The sequence below is a fragment of the Herbaspirillum sp. GW103 genome, from assembly GCF_000261365.1.
Classification (GTDB): domain Bacteria; phylum Pseudomonadota; class Gammaproteobacteria; order Burkholderiales; family Burkholderiaceae_D; genus Herbaspirillum.
Genome location: NZ_AJVC01000001.1, coordinates 25,346 through 42,432, shown reverse-complemented (window position 1 = coordinate 42,432; position 17,087 = coordinate 25,346). Strand labels below are relative to the sequence as shown.

Genomic DNA, 17,087 nt, shown 5'->3' with positions numbered 1-17,087 from the left:
TCAGGCGCCCGCGCGGCTCATGTGCTCGTAGAGAATCGCTGCGCCCACGCCGATGAGAACCACACCCCCGACAATCTCGGCACGCTTGCCGATCAGATGGCCCAGCACGCGGCCGACCATCACGCCGATGGTGACCATGGTGGTGGTGGCCAGGCCGATCAGCAATGAGGCTTCCAGGATGTTGACGTCGATGAAGGCCAGGCCCACGCCCACGGCCATGGCGTCGATGCTGGTCGCCACAGCGGTGAGCGCCAGCATGACCACGGATTGCTTCTGCGGGGTGACATCGGCCTCGTCTTGCTCATCATCCTCGCTCAGACCTTCGCGGATCATGCGCGCGCCCAGCACCAGCAGCAGTACGAAGGCGATCCAGTGGTCCCATTCGGCAACCCACTTGGTGGCCACGGAACCGGCAAACCAGCCGATGAGGGGAGTGATGGCTTCGATCACGCCGAACAGCAGACCGATACGCAGCGCCTGCAGCAAGCGTGGCTTCTGCATGGCGGCACCCTTGCCGATGGCTGCCGCAAAGGCGTCAGTGGACATCGCGAGCGCGAGAAGAACGAGAGCGGGGAAATTCATTAACGGGGTTCCTTGGCCGGGCGAAGTCCATGGACGTGCCTGCGCGCCCAGCCTGGCCGCAGGATACGTCTATGGTCTCGCCTACCTGGATGGCTACCCGCGCCACGGCATCGATGCTGCCGAGAATGTTGACACGGGCTCTTCCGGATGACCCGGAAGCTGGCTACTCCCCAAAGAGAAGCCCGGATTCTAAACGAAGACGGCCGTGCCCGACAAGTCGTCGTGCAGAGTTCGTCACAATGTAGTGCTCCACGCTACACAGTGTATTGCCACGCAGTCATTGTGACGATCAGTGCGCTGCCCCCTGCTCCACCGGATCCACATGCGTCATCACATCCAGCACATGATGCGCCGCCAGCACCCGCCGGCGCGCATCGATGGCAATGGCATGGCCCTCGGTGACGGTGAGGGCGCCATCGATTTCCAGATGCACGTCCACCAGTGTCAGATCACCCATGCGACGCGTACGCAGATCATGCAGCCCCTGCACGCCGGGCGTGGCGAGGATGGTGGCGCGGATGGCCTCGGCTTCCTCGGCCGAGACGGCACGGTCCATCAGGTCATGCAGCGCGCTCCAGAAAAATCCCCAGCCGGTGCGCACCACCATCAAACCCACGACCGCCGCCGCCACCGGATCAAGCAAGGTGAAACCGGCCAGGCTGCCGACGATGCCCAAGGCCACCACCAGCGACGAGGCCGCATCCGAACGCGCATGCCAGGCATTGGCCACCAGCATGCTCGAACGCACGCGCTCGGCGATGCGCAGCATGTAGCGAAACAGCAGTTCCTTGGCCAGCAAGGCCGCCAGTGCCACCCACAAGGCCGCCACATGTACCGGCGGGGTGTGGCCGTAATGCTGGATCTTCTGCGCCGCCGATACCAGCATGCCCAGACCCACGGCCAGCAGCAGCGCACCGAGTGCCAGCGAGGCCGCCGTTTCGTAACGCTGGTGACCATATTGATGATCGTCGTCGGCCTGCTTGCGGCTGTGGTGCCCGGCCAGCAGCACCACGAAGTCGGAAATGAGATCGGACAGCGAATGGATGCCGTCCGCAATGAGCGCCTGCGAACCGGAAAACACGCCCGCCGTGACCTGCAGCATCACCAGCGCGATGTTGACCACGATGCTCACCAGCGTACTGGCACGCCCGGCACGATAACGTGCCGCACTCAAGGCGTCGTCGCGAGGATCTTCCCCCTTGAAGTCTTCTATTTGGGTACTTAACATAAAACCAACGATAAGAGCCTAATCTAGAGCCAAAATTGGCAAAACTTGTGCTATCGAACAAATTACTGGATCATCTTGCCACATTACAATGTCAACTGTATTGCGTCAGGGGGACTGCCGCCGGCAGGATGCCGACCCGGCACGTATGGATGGCGCCTTGAGGGCGCACGCCTCCATTGCACAAGACGATATCGCGGCCGCCATCACCCGCAGGGGATCCGCAGCAGACCCGGTGCAGCATCACATCGAGGAACAGCATGAACCAAGCAACTCCGCAACCGCTGTCGTTTGCGTTCGACCGGGCCAGCGGCGAACTGAGCGCAACGTGGCAGCCCACGCCGGGCTTCCCGCCGCTCACGCTGGCCTTCCTGAAACAGTCCATGACCGATCATGGTCTGACCAAGCTGTTTTTCCAGGATTCGATCCTCAACGCCTTCGTGCGCAAGGCAGAAGATGCCAAGGAGGCGGTCACGCAGGTCATCGCCGAACGGCGCGATGGCGAGTTCTCGCTGGAGGTGGCCGATGACCTGATGACGGCCTCGCTGACCCTGGTGCCGCCCTATGGTGGCCGCGCCAAGAGCGTGGAAGTGGTCAACGCCATCCGCGCGGCCGGGATCACCTACGGCATCCTGCACGAGCAATTGCGCGGCGCGCTGTCGGCCGGTTTCTGCAACAAGCTGGTAGTGGCCCAGGGTCTCATGCCCACGCCGGCCGAGCCGGCTCGTTTCGAGAGCCTGCTGGAAGAAAAGGAAGAGGAGCTGGCCGACATTGACGAAGATGCCGTGGTCTCCTACGCCGACATGGGCCATATCCTGCTGGTCAAGGTGGGCGATGCGCTGATGCGCCGCATTCCGCCCGTACCGGGCCAGGACGGCATCGACATCCGCGGCGGCAAGGTACCGGCGCGGCCGATTGCCGACGCCCCCTTCTCCAAGGAATGTATCGGTGCCGAGCCCAGCGAGGACGACCCCAATCTGCTGGTGGCCATCGTGCCGGGCCAGCCCACGGTCATCAAGAATGGCGTGAAGGTCAATCCGGTGCTGGATGTGGAAAACGTCGACCTCTCCACCGGCAACCTGAGCTTTGAAGGCACGGTCAAGGTCTCGGGCGACGTGCTCACGGGCATGAAGATGCACGTAGGTGGCGACGTGGTGATCAACGGTACCGTGGAAGCGGCCGAGATCGTGGCCGGCGGCAGCGTCACCGTCAAGGGCGGCGTGATCGGCCACAGCGAAGGCGTGACCGCGCAGGCCGGGACCACCGCCATTGCCTCGCGCATCAGTTCACAAAAATCGGTGCAGGTGATGTTCGCCGAGAGCGCCCACATCGAAGCCGCCGAAGACATTCTGGTGCTGGGCAATGCCCGCCATTGCGAACTGCTGGCCGGCAACGAGATCACGGTGGGCAAGGGCAATCCGCGCACCGGCCACATCATCGGCGGGCGCGTGGAAGCCACCAACGTCATTCGTGCCAACGTGATCGGCGCCTCGACCACCACGCATACGCGCATCCAGGTCGGTCTTGATCCGTATCTGGAAGAGAAGATCGCCATCAAGGAACAGGAATACACGCGCAAGGTGGCCGAGCTGGACCGTACCATCAAGCAACAGAGCTACTACAAGCTCAACCCCGAGAAGGCCACGCCGGAAATCCTCCATGAGACCAGCGACAAGCGCAAGGCGCTGGCCTACGAGGTCAAGGTGCTGCTGGAAGAAGTGAGCCAGATGAAGGAAGGCATGGTGGCCGCGGAAGACGCTCGCATCATCGTGGCCAAGGCAGTCTACGAAGGAACCGAGTTGCGCATCGGACATGAGGTGTGGCCGGTGCAATCCGACCTGGGAGGCGGTACGGCACAGCTGTTTGAAGGCGATATCCGCTACAACCCGAAAAAGTAGGTTTGCCCGGTTTTCTTGTTTGCGCCAGCCTGTGGATAAATCGTTTCTCGCATTGGCACTGCGTTTATCCACAGGACATCAGGCTTTACCACTGATCCATTGCTCCCATGCAAGACCTGCTTCCCCATCCAGACCTGGCGCAATTGCGCGCCCTGGCTACCGAGAGTGCGGCCATCACCACGCCCTGCAATTGCCGCACAGCCGACAGCCGCGGCTGGATCAGCCTGCCGCTGTCCTTGCCGGAAACCCAGCTGGTGGACGTGGCCACGCTCATCACCGACCCCTACGACGAACCGACTTTCACCGAATACCATCCGCACGGCACGCGCTATGCCTCGCCGGAGGCGCCCATCGCACCGGCCTGGTATCCCTGCAACCGCTGCAACGTCGCCCGCTGCACGCAATGCGGGCGCCATTATCTGCGCTACGTGGAAGCCGGTGGCTACTTCGTGGACCGGCGCATCCGTTCACTGGCGGACCCCGCCCTGATTGTCGAGACGACCTGAAACCCGCCCCGGACAAGCTGTTCAGCCACGACTCAGGCGGCTGGCCATGAGGATCTGGTAGAGCGTATCGGCCGGGCGCGACAGGCGCCGCGCGGTCAGGGCCACATATTCCACATCCGGCAGGCGCGGCAGGGCCGCGTGATTCAAGGGTTCCACCAGGTCGCGTGAGCCCAGGTGCTGCGGCAGGGCTGCCAGACCCAGCCCGCCGCGCGCAGCCGCCATGCAGCCGGCATGACTGCCACTGGTGCAGACGATGCGCCAGTGATGACCCGACTTGCCCAGTGCCTGCAAGGTGGCCGCGCGGGTGATGCTGGGCTCGGGCAGCAGGATCAGCGGCAGGGGTTCGCTCAGATCGACCAGCGTATCGGGGCGCGTAAGCCACTGCATGGGGGTGGAAAACATGCTGTGGCCGCGTGATTCCCCCGCGCGGCGCTTGCCGACCAGCAGGTCCAGCTTGCCTTGCTCCAGCGCGGCATACAGATCGCTGGTGAGGCCGATGGTGATTTCCAGTTCGACTTCCGGATGCTGGCTGCGAAAGGCCGCCAGCATGTCCGGCAGCGGGCCCATGGCAAGGTCGTCGGAGGTGCCGAAGCGGACCCGGCCGCGCAGGCGCGGGGCACTGAACTGCGCTTCGGCCCGCGCATGGGCCTGCAGGATCAGGCGCGCATGCACCAGCAGGCTCTCGCCATCGGCGGTCAGCGCCAAGGAATGCGTGTCGCGCACGAACAGGCGTCGCCCCAGACTTTCTTCCAGGCGACGGATATGGTCGCTCACGGTGGATTGCGTCAGGCCAAGCTGGCGCCCGGCCTCGGTGAAGCTGGAAGCCGTGGCAGCCGTGGCAAAGGTCTGGAGCCAGAGGGGATTGAGCATGCGGCCATTATCATCGGATTTTCCGATGACAGTCAACGTGATCAGAGGGGTTCCCGATAGCCGTGCACTTTCCTATGATGAGGGCAAACCCGGGCAATTTCCTTCCATTTTCTTCGCGAGCGCGCCATGAACCGCTTCCTCCCTGACCGCTTCACCCAGTTGCTCATCGGCACCGTGCTGCTGGCCACCTTGTTCCCGGCCGCCGGCGGCTTCGAGCATTTCATGCACATCGCCAGCAATGCGGCCATCTCGCTGCTGTTCTTCCTGCACGGCGCCAAGCTCTCGCGGGAGGCGGCGCTGTCGGGGCTGAAGCAGCCACGCCTGCATCTGCTCACGCTGGCCTCCACCTTCCTGCTGTTTCCCCTGCTGGGCCTGGCCCTCAGGAGCGCCGTGCCCGACCTGCTGACGCCGCAGTTGTGGATGGGTGTGCTGTTTGTCTGTACGCTCTCCTCCACGGTGCAATCTTCCATCGGTTTTACCTCGATCGCTCGCGGCAACGTGCCGGCGGCGATCTGCGGCGCCACCGCCTCCAACCTGCTGGGCATCGTCATCACGCCGTTGCTGGTGACGCTGCTGCTGCATCGTCACCACCAGGCCAATGGCATGACGCAGGTGCTGAGCATCCTGCTGCAGCTGCTGCTGCCCTTCGTGCTGGGCAACCTGATGCGGCCCTGGATCGGCGCCTGGATCAATCGCCACAAGGTCATCGTCAACGTGGTTGATCGCGGCGGCATTCTGCTGTCGGTCTATGCCGCCTTCAGCGTGGCCGTGGCGCAGGGCGTGTGGCACCTGTTTCCGCCCGCGCAGCTGGCCTTGCTGGTGCTGGTCAATGCCGTGCTGCTGGGGACCGTGCTGCTGGCAACCACCTATGGCGCCCGCGCCCTGAAGATGCCGCGTGGTGATGAAATCGTGCTGGTCTTCTGCGGCTCCAAGAAGTCGCTGGCCTCGGGTATTCCCATCGCTTCGGTGCTGTTTGCCGGCAGCGGTGCGGCCGTGGTGCTGCTGCCGATCATGCTGTTCCACCAGATGCAGCTAATGCTGTGCGCAGTGCTGGCGCGGCGCTATGCGGCCCGGCACGATAGTGAACAAATCGGTCAGACCGCGCAGCCGGAGGGCGTCCCGGCCACGGCGACGCGCTGATGCGTGAAGGTTTCTTCCTCAGGGCGCGAGGGCTACTGACAGAACGGTGTCAGTAGCCCTCACGCATGATGCGCTCCATGCCAATCGGCATGCACAACGCTCCCCTCACAAGAAAAGGAAGAACATCATGCAAACCCAAGTCAACTGGTTCGAGATCGCCACCAAGGACCTGCAGCGCGCCACCCGTTTCTACGAAGCCGTCTTTGCCACCACGCTGCGCCAGGAACAACTGTCGGAAGAAGGACCGATGGCCATCTTCGTGCGTGACGATGGCCAGTCCGTCGGCTGCCTGACCGCGCCCGGCTGGCTGGAGCCGACCCGTCAGGGCACGCTGATCTATCTCGATGCAGGCCCTTCCATCCAGGCCGTCCTGGATCGCGTCGAGGCCGCCGGTGGCGAAGTCACCATGCAGCGTTTCCAACTGCCCAACGATATCGGCTATATCGCCCAGTTCATCGACAGCGAAGGCAATCGCCTGGCCCTGCACGCCATGCACTGAATGCTGTGGCGCGCCCGCTGAATCTCACGCCCGCATCTTGCACAGCAGCATCGAAGTTCGTGGCGGGCCAGGAGCATGCGTGCCAGAATGGCGCGCATCTTTTTTTCTCTGCCAGTCATGCGTCGAGCCGATCGCCTGTTCCAGATCACCCAATACCTGCGCGGACGCCGTCTCACCACGGCGCGTCAGCTGGCGCAGTGGCTGTCGGTGTCGGAACGCACGGTCTATCGCGACATCCGCGACCTGTCGCTGTCAGGCGTGCCGGTGGATGGCGAAGCCGGGGTCGGCTATCGCATCAAGCCGGGCTATGACCTGCCGCCGCTGATGTTCAACAGCGATGAAATCGATGCACTGGTGATCGGCATGCGCATGGTGCAGGCCTGGGGCGGCCCGCAACTGGGGGCTGCGGCCGCATCGGCGCTGGCCAAGGTGGTGCTGGCCCTGCCCAGGGAAAAGCGCGATTTCGTCGAGGCCACGCCGCTCTTTGCTCCGGCCATGCAGGACGATGGCAGCCAGGGTGAGCGGCTGGAAGCCATCCGCCAGGCCATCAACAGCCGCCACAAGCTGCTGCTGCATTACACCGATGCCCAGCAGCGCAGCAGTCAACGCGTGGTATGGCCACTGGCGCTGGCCTTCTTTGGCGGAACCTGGCTGCTGGCGGCCTGGTGCGAGCGGCGCGAGGACTTCCGCTCCTTCCGCCTGGACCGGGTGCAACAGATGAGCGAACACGGCCACTATCCGGACCGCAATGGTCGCCGCCTGCCAGACTTCGTGCGCGCCATGCGGCGCCAGGCGCGCGCCTCCTCTGCGACCTCGACAGGTACGGACACACCGTCCACCCCACCCGCCTGACTCCACCTGCCGCCTTGACACCGCAAAAATACGGTGCCGCTTGGAAAAAATCACGAAAGCCCCCTACAATCGACTCCCCGGCCCGCCCTGCGCGCCGTACCGACAACATGCCAAGACGGCAATTTCCGGGAGTTCGCTTGAAGATCGTATCTCGCCTGTGCACCTGCCTGCGTCCGCGCGTGTCTGCGCTGGTGCTCACGCTGGCCGGTGCCATGGCTGCAGCACCGGCGGCTCAGGCCGCGCCGCAGCCCAGCTTCGGCATCGAAGTCGGCAATGCCCTGCTGTGCCTGAACCAGCTCAACAGCAAGTATTTCTTCGATTACCTGGTCGCCGCCTTCGGCCCGCCCTACAAGACCGAGGGCGGTGCCTACTGGTTCAAGGCCTCCAATGTCTCGCTGTGGGGCATGCAGCCCACCGATTTCCTGGTCAATGACAGCAACAGCCAGGCTGATTTCATCGGCGCCTACTTCAAGACCACGCCGGTCAAGCTGAGCGATGCCATCAAGGCGGCGCTGGGCATCCGCTTCACGCCCGAGGATGACTCGGCCTATCCGGTGCGACAGTCGCAGGCCGGCAGCAAGATCGTCTACAACGACACCAACGCCAAGATGTATTGCGCCAAATCCAAATTCCTGGTCCCAGGGCCCGAGCAACCCTGACTCCGAGCTGGGCCAGCCCCATGAAAAATGCCGCGCGGTGGGCGACCATCGCGCGGCATTGTCATTGGGTCCTGGGGGTAGCTACGCTATCGACGCCTTCACGAGATCTTCGCTGGTACGAATGCAGTCGCGGCCCGACGCCTTGGCCAGCGCCAGCGCCTGTTCCGATTCGCGCAGCACGGTATCGGGTTCGTCCACCTGGCGCTGCGGTGCCACGGCAGCGATGCCGATGCTGATGGTCACGCGGCCGGTAGGACTGGCGCTGTGCTCGATGTTGAGTTGCTCGATCGACGTGCGGATGCGCTCGGCCACGATCAGCGCGCCTTCCAGGCGCGAGCCCGGCAGCAGCACGGCGATCTCCTGGGTACCGAAGCGCGCCAGCAGGTCCTCCGGGCGTACGTTGGTATCACGGATGGCGCTGCCGACGCGGCGCAGTACCTTGTCACCGGCCATGCGGCCATAGCTGGCGTTGTACTCGTCGAAGAGATCGATGTCGATCATGATGATGGCCAGCGACAGACTGGTACGGGCCGCACGGTTGAATTCTTCCAGCAGTCCGCGCTCGAACTGGCGTCGGTTGGCCAGGCCCGTGAGCGCATCCTCCAGACCCACGCGGGCCAGAGTCTTTTCCATTTCTTCCAGGTGGGTGCGGGCATCGTCACGTTGCTCCACCAGTTGCTTGTGCTCATCCTGCAGCTGCTGCATGCCAGCTTCCAGCTCGGACAACGGTTGCAGCAACTGCCGCGCCAGCCCCCAGGACAGCAGCGCCGATACGAGCACCAGCAGCACGGCGGCGACGGCCAGGCCCTGGGTACTGCCATTGAGGGCCATGGCGGTGAGCACGATGGCTGTCAGCAGCGCGGCAGCGGTGCCGGCCAGGGTCAGGCGTGTTTGGAGTTTGCGGGACAGGGACATAAGCTGGAAACCGACTTTCCTTAAAGAGAGCTTCGGCGCCTCGATGGCAGACAAGGCAGATGCGGCAGATGCGGCCGTGCAGGCCGACAATACGGCCACGCGGAATGCTACAGGCTAGTGCGCTGCGATGCAACGCGCATTGCGCGCCGGATCAGGCCACCTGCAAGGCCCGCAGCAGGGGGAGCCGGGTCCGTGCAAACAGTCGCGCCTGGGTGGCCAGTTCGGCCAGGTTCTCATCCTCGGCTTCCAGCCGCACGCCATCGCGTACCAGCCGCTTGCCCTGCGCGGCGATATGCCGCCAGGCCTGCGCGGGCCAGGCTTCGACGTCATCGCCGCAGACTTCACGCGCCAGCAGAAACAACTGCTCGACCCGGTCCACCTTCACGCCGCCTCCGGTCAGCGGGCTGACCAGGTGGCTGATGTCGCCCTCCTGGCTGTCCGGCAGCACCAGCGCCGCGCGTTGCAGCAGATAGGCATTGAGGTCGGCCGTGCGGCGCGCGATCTGGGCCTGGGTGGCGGCGTCGGGCTCGGGAGGCAGCGGTGCGGCGTGGCCGGTACCGATGAGCATGAGGGCCGAGTCGATCACCTGCGCCAGATTCAGATTGCGATGCGCCAGCGAGGCCGCCAGATCCACCAGAGTGTGCGGCCGGTAGTCCGAGAGCGCCTGCAGGATGGGCTCGTAGATCAGGCGGTTGAGCGTGATCTCGGAGGCCACGTTCTGGATCGTCAGCGGCACCTTGTCCGGTTCGGTCAGCAGTACCACGCTTTGCAGCGCCAGGGCCTGCACACGCTGGCGCTCGTCCTGCACCTGGGCGCCACGGACCCAGTAATCGCGGCGGAAAGTCTGGTTGACCATGAAATCGCGCGTGCTCTGGTACAGCACCGGGTCGTCGATCCCGGCCAGGCACTGGCGCTGCGCGGGCGTCAGGTTGGCCATGTCGAGATGGTCGATGTAGTGCGCCGGACAGGCAAACTGCAAACCCGCCGGCGAGAAGCGACGATGGATCTCGGCAAACGCTTCGGCATGCCAGTCACGGTTGAAGTACTCGTGCGCCAGGTAACTGCGCGGCTGCTGCAACAGCAGCTTGAGCCGGTCCCGCATGAAGGGGTTGGCCTGGGCGTAGACCGGGTCGGTCTCGAACAGACGCGTCGCGAAGGCCAGCGCAGCCTCGATGCGGTCCGCGGTAGGCAGGCCGCGTTCCTCGTTGCCGGCCAGTTGCGTGTGCTGCACCAGCAGGTCGCGCAGCGGCATGAAAGCCGACCAGCCCGGCTGGGTGTTGTAGCTCAGGTAGAGCACCCCGCCCGGTTTGAGCTTGCGGTCGATGAAATCCAGAATGATGGAGCGGTTGTCTTCGGACACCCAGCTCCAGATACCGTGCAGGGCGATGAAATCGAAATCCGGCAGATCGTCGCGACGACAGAAGTGCGAGAAGCTGGAGTCCTCCAGCTGCGCGCCGCTGCCGCTGGCGGCCGCCAGCTCCCGGGCGAAGGCGGCCTGCAAGGGATTGAAATCATTGCCCCACCAGCGCGTGGTGGACGCCGCAGCGTGGAAGTTGGTCGACAGCCCCTGGCCGAAGCCCAGTTCGCAGGCAGTCTGGATGGCCGGCGCCTGCAGACCGTGGAAGGCGAAGGCCAAGGGCAGGCGTGCCGGATTCATGCCGGGGTAGTAGCCGTAGGTATAGGCGATGTCGACGACGTAACCGTCATTCCAGTTGGTCAAGGCAGGCTCCGGGCAGCGAACGTGGGAAGTGGGCAAGCAAGGAAGAGGCCAGCCTCAGGTGCGAGTCGGGGCATCGGGCGCGCCTTCATCGGCATCATCGGCCGGGCTGGCCAGGGCACTGTATTTGCGCGCATTGCCACGAGCCAGCTCGACCGGGTACTTGCGGCGATTCAGTTCCATCTTCTCCAGCACTGCGCTGCGCAGATCCACCCCGGTGTGGTCGGCCAGCTGGATGAGATAGACCAGCACATCGGCCATTTCATGACGGATGCCCGTGCGCGCGGCATCGTCCAGTTCATGGTCGGCGCCGGTGGGCAGCCACTGGAAATGTTCCATCAGCTCGGCCACCTCCACCGACAGGGCCATGGCCAGGTTCTTGGGCGTGTGGAAACGCAGCCAGTCACGCTCGCCGGAAAAACGGCGGATGAGCTCGCGCAGTTCGTGCAGATCGGACGGGGCGCCCGCAGGAGGAAGCGGGCCGGGGGGAGAGTCTGTCATGGGCTTGGCGTCGGATCGGATGTTGTAGTATTGCCTTGTTGTCGGCCAGGTACTTTATCACCAACCCACACAAACCGGCCTGCACGCTTGATCTGCGACAGGTTGGAGGTAGCGGCAATGATGCACAATGCCTCAATCCATCTCACGCCTGTTGATGAAATGGGTTCGAGGAAACACGCCACATTCTGACGAACATGCTGACACTTCTCCGTTCCCCGCTGCGTCTTCTGTCCTGCGCCCTGCTGGCCACCGTGATCCTGGCCACAGGCTGTGATCGTCATATCGACGACGAACTGGCCGCCCATGAAGCGGCGCAGACCACGCTGGGCGTCACCCCCAGGCAATTCTCCGATCGCTTCAACAAGCGCCTGGCCGACGTGCTCAAGGACATGAACGTGGAAGAGCCCGAGCACATGGCCCGTCTCTACATGCTCGATGCGGCGCGCCTGCATCCGGGCCAGTACGAATATGTGCTCGATACCCACGTGGGGCCGGCCCAGACCACGCTCATCGGTACGCTCAACAAGAAGGGCGAGCTGCGCAACGTCGGCGTGATGATGACCAACAAGGTCCCCGGCGCCCGTGACGAATTCCTGATCTGTGCGACCAGTGCCGCGCGCAGCTTCATCTCCGGTGGACAAGACAAGCTGCTGCCCCTGATTACCCGACTCACCACGGTCGCCCTGGACAATCCCGGCCAGCGCATGACTGAAGTGGTGGCCGACCAGTTGCTCTCGGTAGAAGTGGTCCCGCAGGGCGTGCTGTTTCAGGTACAGCCGCGCCAATGATCTGCGCCCCGGCCTGCCGGTGACGATGACGATGACGGGTGGAAACAGTTTCCACCCATCAAAGCCTCTGCTGCCCCTGTTTCTGATGCACCCATGGAAAGGTCTGCCTGTTTAAAGGATTGAAAGCGCGGACCTGGGTTTAGATTCTGATGATCGTGGTTTCCGCGTTGCGCCGACCAGGCCGGACACAGGCTGGCAGCCTGCATGAGAAGCGGAAAGGCCACAGAACGCCTTTACACCAGGGTCGTCGCGCTTGGGGAAGAAGTGCGACGGCTTTCTATAACAGCGGCAGGACCGTGATCCCGCAACGTCAGGACCGGTCAGGGCAATGGGGGCAAGCATGCGCACAAATCTACCGATCACCACCAATGAACGCTTGTTGGAGGATGGCAAGTCCATCGTCTCCAAGACCGACCTGCAGGGCAACATCACCTACGTCAATCCCTACTTCGTGGACATCAGCGGTTTCGACGAAGAGGAGCTCATCGGGGCACCGCAGAACATCGTGCGCCATCCCGAGATGCCGCGCGAAGCCTTTGCCGACATGTGGGCCACCCTCAAGGAAGGACTGCCCTGGAACGGACTGGTCAAGAACCGCTGCAAGAACGGCGACTACTACTGGGTCCAGGCCAACGTCACCCCGGTGCGCGAGAACGGCCGCGCGGTCGGCTACATGTCGGTGCGTACGCGCCCCACGCGGGAACAGGTGCAGGCTGCCGAGAGCGCCTATCGCCGCTTCGTCGCCGGCCAGGCGCGCGGCCTGCGCATCCGTCGCGGCGCAGTGGCGCGCACCGGCTTGATCGGCTGGCTGCAGGGGCTGCGTGATCTGTCGCTGGCCAGGCGACTGGGTTGGCTCATGAGCGTATTGACGCTCATGTTCATTCTCGGTGGTGCCGTGGCCGGCACTGCCTTGCAATCAGCCGGGGGCAGCCCGTATGCGGTCTGGCTGGGCACGCTGGCTGGCGCCGTCCTGCTGCTGGGATCGTGGGCGGTGCTGCATGCGAGCGTCGTGGCGCCCTTGCGACGCGCCATCAAGGCTGTCCATGGCCTGGCCGGTGGCGACCTCGATCTGCATATCGATACCGATGCACGCGGCGATATGGGACTGCTGCTGCAAGCCCTGCAACAGCTCAACGTGAACCTGCGCGCCATCATCGGTGACGTACGCCGCAACGTCGAATCCATGACCATCTCCACCGGCGAGATCGCCAGCGGCAACATGGACCTCTCGGGCCGCACCGAATCGCAGGCCTCGGCGCTGGAGGAGACGGCCTCCAGTGTCGAGCAGTTCGCCGCCACCGTGCGCCAGAATGCCGACTCGGCCGCCAACGCCGACCGCCAGGCGCAATCGGCCTCGGCCATCGCCCAGCGCGGCAGCCAGTCGGTGCAACGCATGGGCAAGACCATGCAGGAGATCGACGCCGCTTCGCACAAGATCGTGGACATCATCGGACTCATCGACGGCATCTCCTTCCAGACCAACATCCTGGCGCTCAACGCCGCCGTCGAAGCCGCCCGCGCCGGCGAGCAAGGGCGCGGCTTTGCGGTGGTGGCATCCGAAGTACGGACCCTGGCGCAACGTTCGGCCGCCGCGGCCAAGGACATCAAGGGTCTCATCGACGACTCGCGCGCCAAGGTCGAAAGCGGCAACCAGCTGGTGCGCGAAACCGCGCAAGCCATGGGCGACCTCGGGGGCGCGGTGGAAAACATGGCGGTGACCATGGCCGAGATCACGGTGGCCAGCAACGAACAGAGCGGCGGCATCGAGCAGCTCAACCAGGCCGTCAATGCCATCGATGAAACCACGCAGCAGAATGCCGCCCTGGTGGAGCAGGCGGCCGCAGCCGCCGAAAACCTGCGCGACCAGTCCATCAAGCTGAGCCAGGCGGTCTCGGTATTCAAGATCAGCTACGGCAGCCCGCGCTCGCCGGCTGCTGCGTCAGCCGCCACCGCGACACGCCAGAAGGAATCGACCCTGGCGCTGGCGCAGTAAGTGGGCAGGGCATGTCGCTGCAACGACATGCCAACACCGCTTTACAAGGCATTGCATTTCTTTACCCGTTGCAGGGCCGTCCGCACCTTTGCAGGGGCGGCGCGCTTGCCTATGATGAACTCCTGTCCGCATCTCCCTCACCAGAGGGGGATGCCGGCTGCCTACCTACTACAAGGGAGTTTCACATGAGCGTATCTTCGGTCTCCTCCAGCAACAGCAGCTTCTACAACACCATCATCCAGCCGATCAAGAATGTCGCCTCCGAAGTCGGTGATGACATCGAGAGCGCCTACGACACCACGGTCGATGCCGTTTCCTCGGCCGCCCACTCGGTGGCCGACAGCGTGAGTTCGGGCATCAAGGCCATTGGCAACATCATCGATACCTCGGCCTGATCCTGAGTACAGCAGCATGGCGCAGCAATGGCGCCATGCAATCATCCCCGCTTTGCGACTGACCGCCAGCCCGAAGCCTCTCTGCTGGCCATCCGTTTTCACCGGGAGCTGCGCACATGGACAAGGAGCACGTGCACGGTGTTGACTGAGCCTGTGCGAAAGGTGTCGACATCCTTTGTTGCAATTGCCTGACTGCGCTTAGCAAACTGTCGGTGTTCAATGCTGCCTCACTGCATCTCTTTCCTTTTCTTTGCATGAGGTTGACCATGAAACGATTGACGACACTGCTGGCAGCAGCACTGCTGCTGACCACACTGGGTGGCTGCGTCTGCGCCCCCTGGTTCTGCGGGCCGGGACCGGGCGGCGGAGGTGGGCCGCGCGGCGGCTGGGGCGATGGCGGCCACGGTGGCGGGCCGCGCTGAGCGCGATACGAGCGGCCGGACCATCGTCCGGCCTTTTTCATTTCAGCCCAGCGCCCCTACGCTGCCTTCCAGCAGTTTCCAGGCGTCCTCGCCGAACTTGGCACGCATGTCCTTGTAGAAGTTGGCCTGCGCCAGCGCCTGCTTGAACGAATCCTTGTCGGCCTCGATGATCTGCAAACCCTTGCCCGCCAGGTCATTGCGCGCCATCCCGGAGAAGGTGGCGATGTCGGCACGCTCATCGGTAGCGGCCTGGTCGAGTTCACGGCGCACGATTTCCTGGATGTCCTTGGGCAGCCTTTCAAAGGCGCGACGATTACCCAGGATCCAGTAGGCATCCCATACGTGATTGGACAGCGTGCAGAATTTCTGTACTTCGTACAGGCGCGCAGTGCTGATGATGGCCAGGGGATTTTCCTGCCCTTCCACCAGCTTGGTTTGCAGCGAGGAATAGACCTCGTTGAAGTTGATCGGTGTGGGGCTCGCGCCCAGCGCCGAAAACAGCGAGGTCAGCATCGGTGCCGCCGGCACGCGCAGCTTCAGGCCCTTGACGTCGGCAGCACTCCTGATCGGCCTGGTCGAGGTGGTGATCTCGCGAAAACCATTATCCCAGGGCTTGGACATGGCCAACAGGCCGACCTTCTCGATCTGTGCGCGCACATGGGCCCCCAGGGCGCCATCCATGGCTTTCCAGACGGCGGCGTAATCCTGGAAGGCAAAGCCGGTATTGACGATGCCGGCTGCCGGCACCAGGGTGGAGAGCACCGTGTTGGCCTGATTGAAGAACTCCACGCCGCCATTGCGGATCTGCGACATCAGGTCGGTATCCGACCCCAGCTGGTTGGCCGGGAACAGCTTGATCTCCATGCGTCCGTTGGTGGCGTTGCGGATGCGGTCGATGGCTTCCTGGGCGCGTTTGTTGACCGGGTGGGACGGGTCCTGGCCGGTGGCGAATTTATAAGTAAACTCGGCCGCACTGGCTGGCCGCGTGAGAATGGAAAACAGCGGCAATGCAGCGGCCACGGCGCCCGCCTTCAATACCTGGCGGCGGTGGAATTTCTTGGATGCGATCTCGTCTTTCATCTTCTGTCTCCTGTCGTTTTTTTAGAACTCATGGTGGGAATCGATGAAGCCGCGCCGGCCGCTACGCCGGCGCCAGAACAACTCAATGGATCAGCATGCCGCCGTTGACATCCAGCGTGATGCCGGTGCAGTACTGCGACAGGTCGCTGGCCAGGAACACGCATACGCCGCCCACATCCTCCGGCCCGCCCAGACGGCCCAGGGGAATGGTCTGGGCGATCTCGGCCTTTTTCTCCGCGCTCAGGATGTCCTTGTTGATGTCGGTCGAGATGAGACCTGGCGTGACGCAATTGACGCGGATGCCTTCCGGTCCGAACTCGCGCGCCATGGCGCGCGCCAGCCCCAATACCCCGGCCTTGGCCGCCGAATAGTGCGGACCGCCCAGAATACCGCCACCGCGCTGGGCCGACACCGAGGAGATGCACACGATGGAACCGCTCTGCTGCGCGCGCATGGCCGGCAATACGGCCTGTGACATGTAGAGCGTGCCGCGCAGGCTGACGTCGAGGATACGGTCGTAGTCCTTGCCGCTGATGTCGAGGAACCTGGCCGGCTGGGTGATGCCGGCATTGTTGACCAGGATATCGATGCGACCGAACTGCTGCAGCACGACCTGCGCCGCCGCCTCGCAGGACGCCTTGTCGGTGACGTCGGCCACCAGGCCCAGATGACCCTCGCCCAGGCGAGCCGCTGCCGTCGAGGGCTCGGCGCGTTCCAGATCGAGGATGACGACGCGTGCGCCTTGTGCGGCCATCAGGCGCGCGGTGGAAAATCCCAGGCCATTGAGGCCGGCGCCGCCGGTGATGACGGCGACTTTGTTCTTGAGCAGCATGGTGTGGTCTCCTGAAAGTGGCATGCGAACGAGCAACAGCGAAGACCTGCGCCACCTCGCCGACCGGCGGCTTGCGCTGCCATGGCGCCCGTGGATGGGTGTCTGCCTGTTGTTCTGGCGGCGATCTTCGAACTTTCATCCGACGCCGACAAGTGATGCTTTGTCATGGAAATGTGACGAAGCTTCATCTGCCGCATCGATGCGCTAAAATCG

The 17,087-nt window shown here is 63.8% G+C and carries 18 protein-coding genes; 10 read left to right on the top strand and 8 right to left on the bottom strand.

The genetic code is table 11. The features are described 5' to 3' along the window. Positions 1–582 (bottom strand): manganese efflux pump MntP, encoded by a 582-nt coding sequence (gene mntP, locus GWL_RS00185; protein ID WP_008325308.1) that lies wholly within the window; start codon positions 580–582, stop codon positions 1–3. A gap of 289 nt (positions 583–871) precedes the next feature. Next, positions 872–1,810: a cation diffusion facilitator family transporter gene (locus GWL_RS00180; RefSeq protein WP_008325306.1), complete on the bottom strand. Its 939-nt coding sequence runs from the start codon at positions 1,808–1,810 to the stop codon at positions 872–874. Between the two features lie 257 nt (positions 1,811–2,067). Between GWL_RS00180 and GWL_RS00175 the strand changes: the two genes are divergently transcribed. Continuing rightward, on the top strand, positions 2,068–3,705 hold the full coding sequence (locus GWL_RS00175) for a DUF342 domain-containing protein (protein ID WP_008325304.1): 1,638 nt from the start codon (positions 2,068–2,070) through the stop codon (positions 3,703–3,705). Between the two features lie 107 nt (positions 3,706–3,812). Beyond that, positions 3,813–4,211: a hypothetical protein gene (locus GWL_RS00170; protein ID WP_008325302.1), complete on the top strand. Its 399-nt coding sequence runs from the start codon at positions 3,813–3,815 to the stop codon at positions 4,209–4,211. Positions 4,212–4,232: 21 nt separating this feature from the next. On the opposite strand, the gene GWL_RS00165 is transcribed toward GWL_RS00170, so the two are convergent. Beyond that, on the bottom strand, positions 4,233–5,081 hold the full coding sequence (locus tag GWL_RS00165) for a LysR family transcriptional regulator (RefSeq protein ID WP_008325300.1): 849 nt from the start codon (positions 5,079–5,081) through the stop codon (positions 4,233–4,235). Positions 5,082–5,207: 126 nt separating this feature from the next. On the opposite strand from GWL_RS00165, the gene GWL_RS00160 reads away from it, so the two are divergent. The 4 genes from GWL_RS00160 (at position 5,208) to GWL_RS00145 (ending at position 8,231) form a co-directional block, all read left to right on the top strand. After that, positions 5,208–6,221, top strand: coding sequence for a bile acid:sodium symporter family protein (locus tag GWL_RS00160; RefSeq protein ID WP_008325298.1), 1,014 nt, complete (start codon positions 5,208–5,210; stop codon positions 6,219–6,221). A gap of 127 nt (positions 6,222–6,348) precedes the next feature. Beyond that, positions 6,349–6,720 (top strand): VOC family protein, encoded by a 372-nt coding sequence (locus GWL_RS00155; RefSeq protein ID WP_008325297.1) that lies wholly within the window; start codon positions 6,349–6,351, stop codon positions 6,718–6,720. Between the two features lie 87 nt (positions 6,721–6,807). After that, positions 6,808–7,572, top strand: a complete 765-nt coding sequence (locus GWL_RS00150; protein ID WP_008325296.1) for a YafY family protein — start codon at positions 6,808–6,810, stop codon at positions 7,570–7,572. Between the two features lie 137 nt (positions 7,573–7,709). After that, positions 7,710–8,231, top strand: coding sequence for a hypothetical protein (locus GWL_RS00145; protein ID WP_008325295.1), 522 nt, complete (start codon positions 7,710–7,712; stop codon positions 8,229–8,231). A gap of 81 nt (positions 8,232–8,312) precedes the next feature. Here the strand turns inward: GWL_RS00145 and GWL_RS00140 are convergent, their stop codons facing one another. The 3 genes from GWL_RS00140 to GWL_RS00130 all read right to left on the bottom strand — a co-directional run bounded on the left by GWL_RS00140 (position 8,313) and on the right by GWL_RS00130 (position 11,364). Next, a complete protein-coding gene (locus GWL_RS00140; protein ID WP_008325294.1) occupies positions 8,313–9,146 on the bottom strand; it encodes a GGDEF domain-containing protein in 834 nt (277 codons plus the stop codon). A gap of 151 nt (positions 9,147–9,297) precedes the next feature. After that, positions 9,298–10,866 carry a methyltransferase regulatory domain-containing protein gene (locus GWL_RS00135; protein ID WP_008325293.1) on the bottom strand — a complete coding sequence of 523 codons (1,569 nt, stop codon included), beginning with the start codon at positions 10,864–10,866 and terminating at the stop codon, positions 9,298–9,300. A gap of 54 nt (positions 10,867–10,920) precedes the next feature. Further along, on the bottom strand, positions 10,921–11,364 hold the full coding sequence (locus GWL_RS00130; protein WP_034349635.1) for a nucleotide pyrophosphohydrolase: 444 nt from the start codon (positions 11,362–11,364) through the stop codon (positions 10,921–10,923). Between the two features lie 194 nt (positions 11,365–11,558). Between GWL_RS00130 and GWL_RS00125 the strand changes: the two genes are divergently transcribed. The 4 genes from GWL_RS00125 (at position 11,559) to GWL_RS23570 (ending at position 14,962) form a co-directional block, all read left to right on the top strand. Then, complete coding sequence (locus GWL_RS00125) at positions 11,559–12,152, top strand: hypothetical protein (protein ID WP_008325288.1); 594 nt, start codon at positions 11,559–11,561, stop codon at positions 12,150–12,152. 340 nt (positions 12,153–12,492) lie between these two features. Beyond that, positions 12,493–14,145 carry a PAS domain-containing methyl-accepting chemotaxis protein gene (locus GWL_RS00120; RefSeq protein ID WP_034349633.1) on the top strand — a complete coding sequence of 551 codons (1,653 nt, stop codon included), beginning with the start codon at positions 12,493–12,495 and terminating at the stop codon, positions 14,143–14,145. A gap of 185 nt (positions 14,146–14,330) precedes the next feature. Next, positions 14,331–14,540 carry a hypothetical protein gene (locus tag GWL_RS00115; protein WP_008325282.1) on the top strand — a complete coding sequence of 70 codons (210 nt, stop codon included), beginning with the start codon at positions 14,331–14,333 and terminating at the stop codon, positions 14,538–14,540. Positions 14,541–14,806: 266 nt separating this feature from the next. Next, positions 14,807–14,962 (top strand): hypothetical protein, encoded by a 156-nt coding sequence (locus tag GWL_RS23570; RefSeq protein ID WP_008325281.1) that lies wholly within the window; start codon positions 14,807–14,809, stop codon positions 14,960–14,962. A gap of 42 nt (positions 14,963–15,004) precedes the next feature. Here the strand turns inward: GWL_RS23570 and GWL_RS00110 are convergent, their stop codons facing one another. Both GWL_RS00110 and GWL_RS00105 read right to left on the bottom strand, forming a co-directional pair. Further along, positions 15,005–16,042: a TRAP transporter substrate-binding protein gene (locus GWL_RS00110; RefSeq protein ID WP_008325279.1), complete on the bottom strand. Its 1,038-nt coding sequence runs from the start codon at positions 16,040–16,042 to the stop codon at positions 15,005–15,007. An 82-nt stretch (positions 16,043–16,124) separates the two neighbouring features. Beyond that, positions 16,125–16,874, bottom strand: a complete 750-nt coding sequence (locus GWL_RS00105) for an SDR family NAD(P)-dependent oxidoreductase (protein ID WP_008325277.1) — start codon at positions 16,872–16,874, stop codon at positions 16,125–16,127. Positions 16,875–17,087: the final 213 nt, after the last annotated feature.

Coding starts and splice junctions, on each gene's coding strand:
- mntP (WP_008325308.1), bottom strand. CDS start 582: ATGAATTTCCCCGCTCTCGTTCTTCTCGCGCTCGCGATGTCCACTGAC.
- GWL_RS00180 (WP_008325306.1), bottom strand. CDS start 1,810: ATGTTAAGTACCCAAATAGAAGACTTCAAGGGGGAAGATCCTCGCGAC.
- GWL_RS00175 (WP_008325304.1), top strand. CDS start 2,068: ATGAACCAAGCAACTCCGCAACCGCTGTCGTTTGCGTTCGACCGGGCC.
- GWL_RS00170 (WP_008325302.1), top strand. CDS start 3,813: ATGCAAGACCTGCTTCCCCATCCAGACCTGGCGCAATTGCGCGCCCTG.
- GWL_RS00165 (WP_008325300.1), bottom strand. CDS start 5,081: ATGCTCAATCCCCTCTGGCTCCAGACCTTTGCCACGGCTGCCACGGCT.
- GWL_RS00160 (WP_008325298.1), top strand. CDS start 5,208: ATGAACCGCTTCCTCCCTGACCGCTTCACCCAGTTGCTCATCGGCACC.
- GWL_RS00155 (WP_008325297.1), top strand. CDS start 6,349: ATGCAAACCCAAGTCAACTGGTTCGAGATCGCCACCAAGGACCTGCAG.
- GWL_RS00150 (WP_008325296.1), top strand. CDS start 6,808: ATGGCGCGCATCTTTTTTTCTCTGCCAGTCATGCGTCGAGCCGATCGC.
- GWL_RS00140 (WP_008325294.1), bottom strand. CDS start 9,146: ATGTCCCTGTCCCGCAAACTCCAAACACGCCTGACCCTGGCCGGCACC.
- GWL_RS00130 (WP_034349635.1), bottom strand. CDS start 11,364: ATGACAGACTCTCCCCCCGGCCCGCTTCCTCCTGCGGGCGCCCCGTCC.
- GWL_RS00125 (WP_008325288.1), top strand. CDS start 11,559: ATGCTGACACTTCTCCGTTCCCCGCTGCGTCTTCTGTCCTGCGCCCTG.
- GWL_RS00120 (WP_034349633.1), top strand. CDS start 12,493: ATGCGCACAAATCTACCGATCACCACCAATGAACGCTTGTTGGAGGAT.
- GWL_RS00115 (WP_008325282.1), top strand. CDS start 14,331: ATGAGCGTATCTTCGGTCTCCTCCAGCAACAGCAGCTTCTACAACACC.
- GWL_RS23570 (WP_008325281.1), top strand. CDS start 14,807: ATGAAACGATTGACGACACTGCTGGCAGCAGCACTGCTGCTGACCACA.
- GWL_RS00110 (WP_008325279.1), bottom strand. CDS start 16,042: ATGAAAGACGAGATCGCATCCAAGAAATTCCACCGCCGCCAGGTATTG.
- GWL_RS00105 (WP_008325277.1), bottom strand. CDS start 16,874: ATGCTGCTCAAGAACAAAGTCGCCGTCATCACCGGCGGCGCCGGCCTC.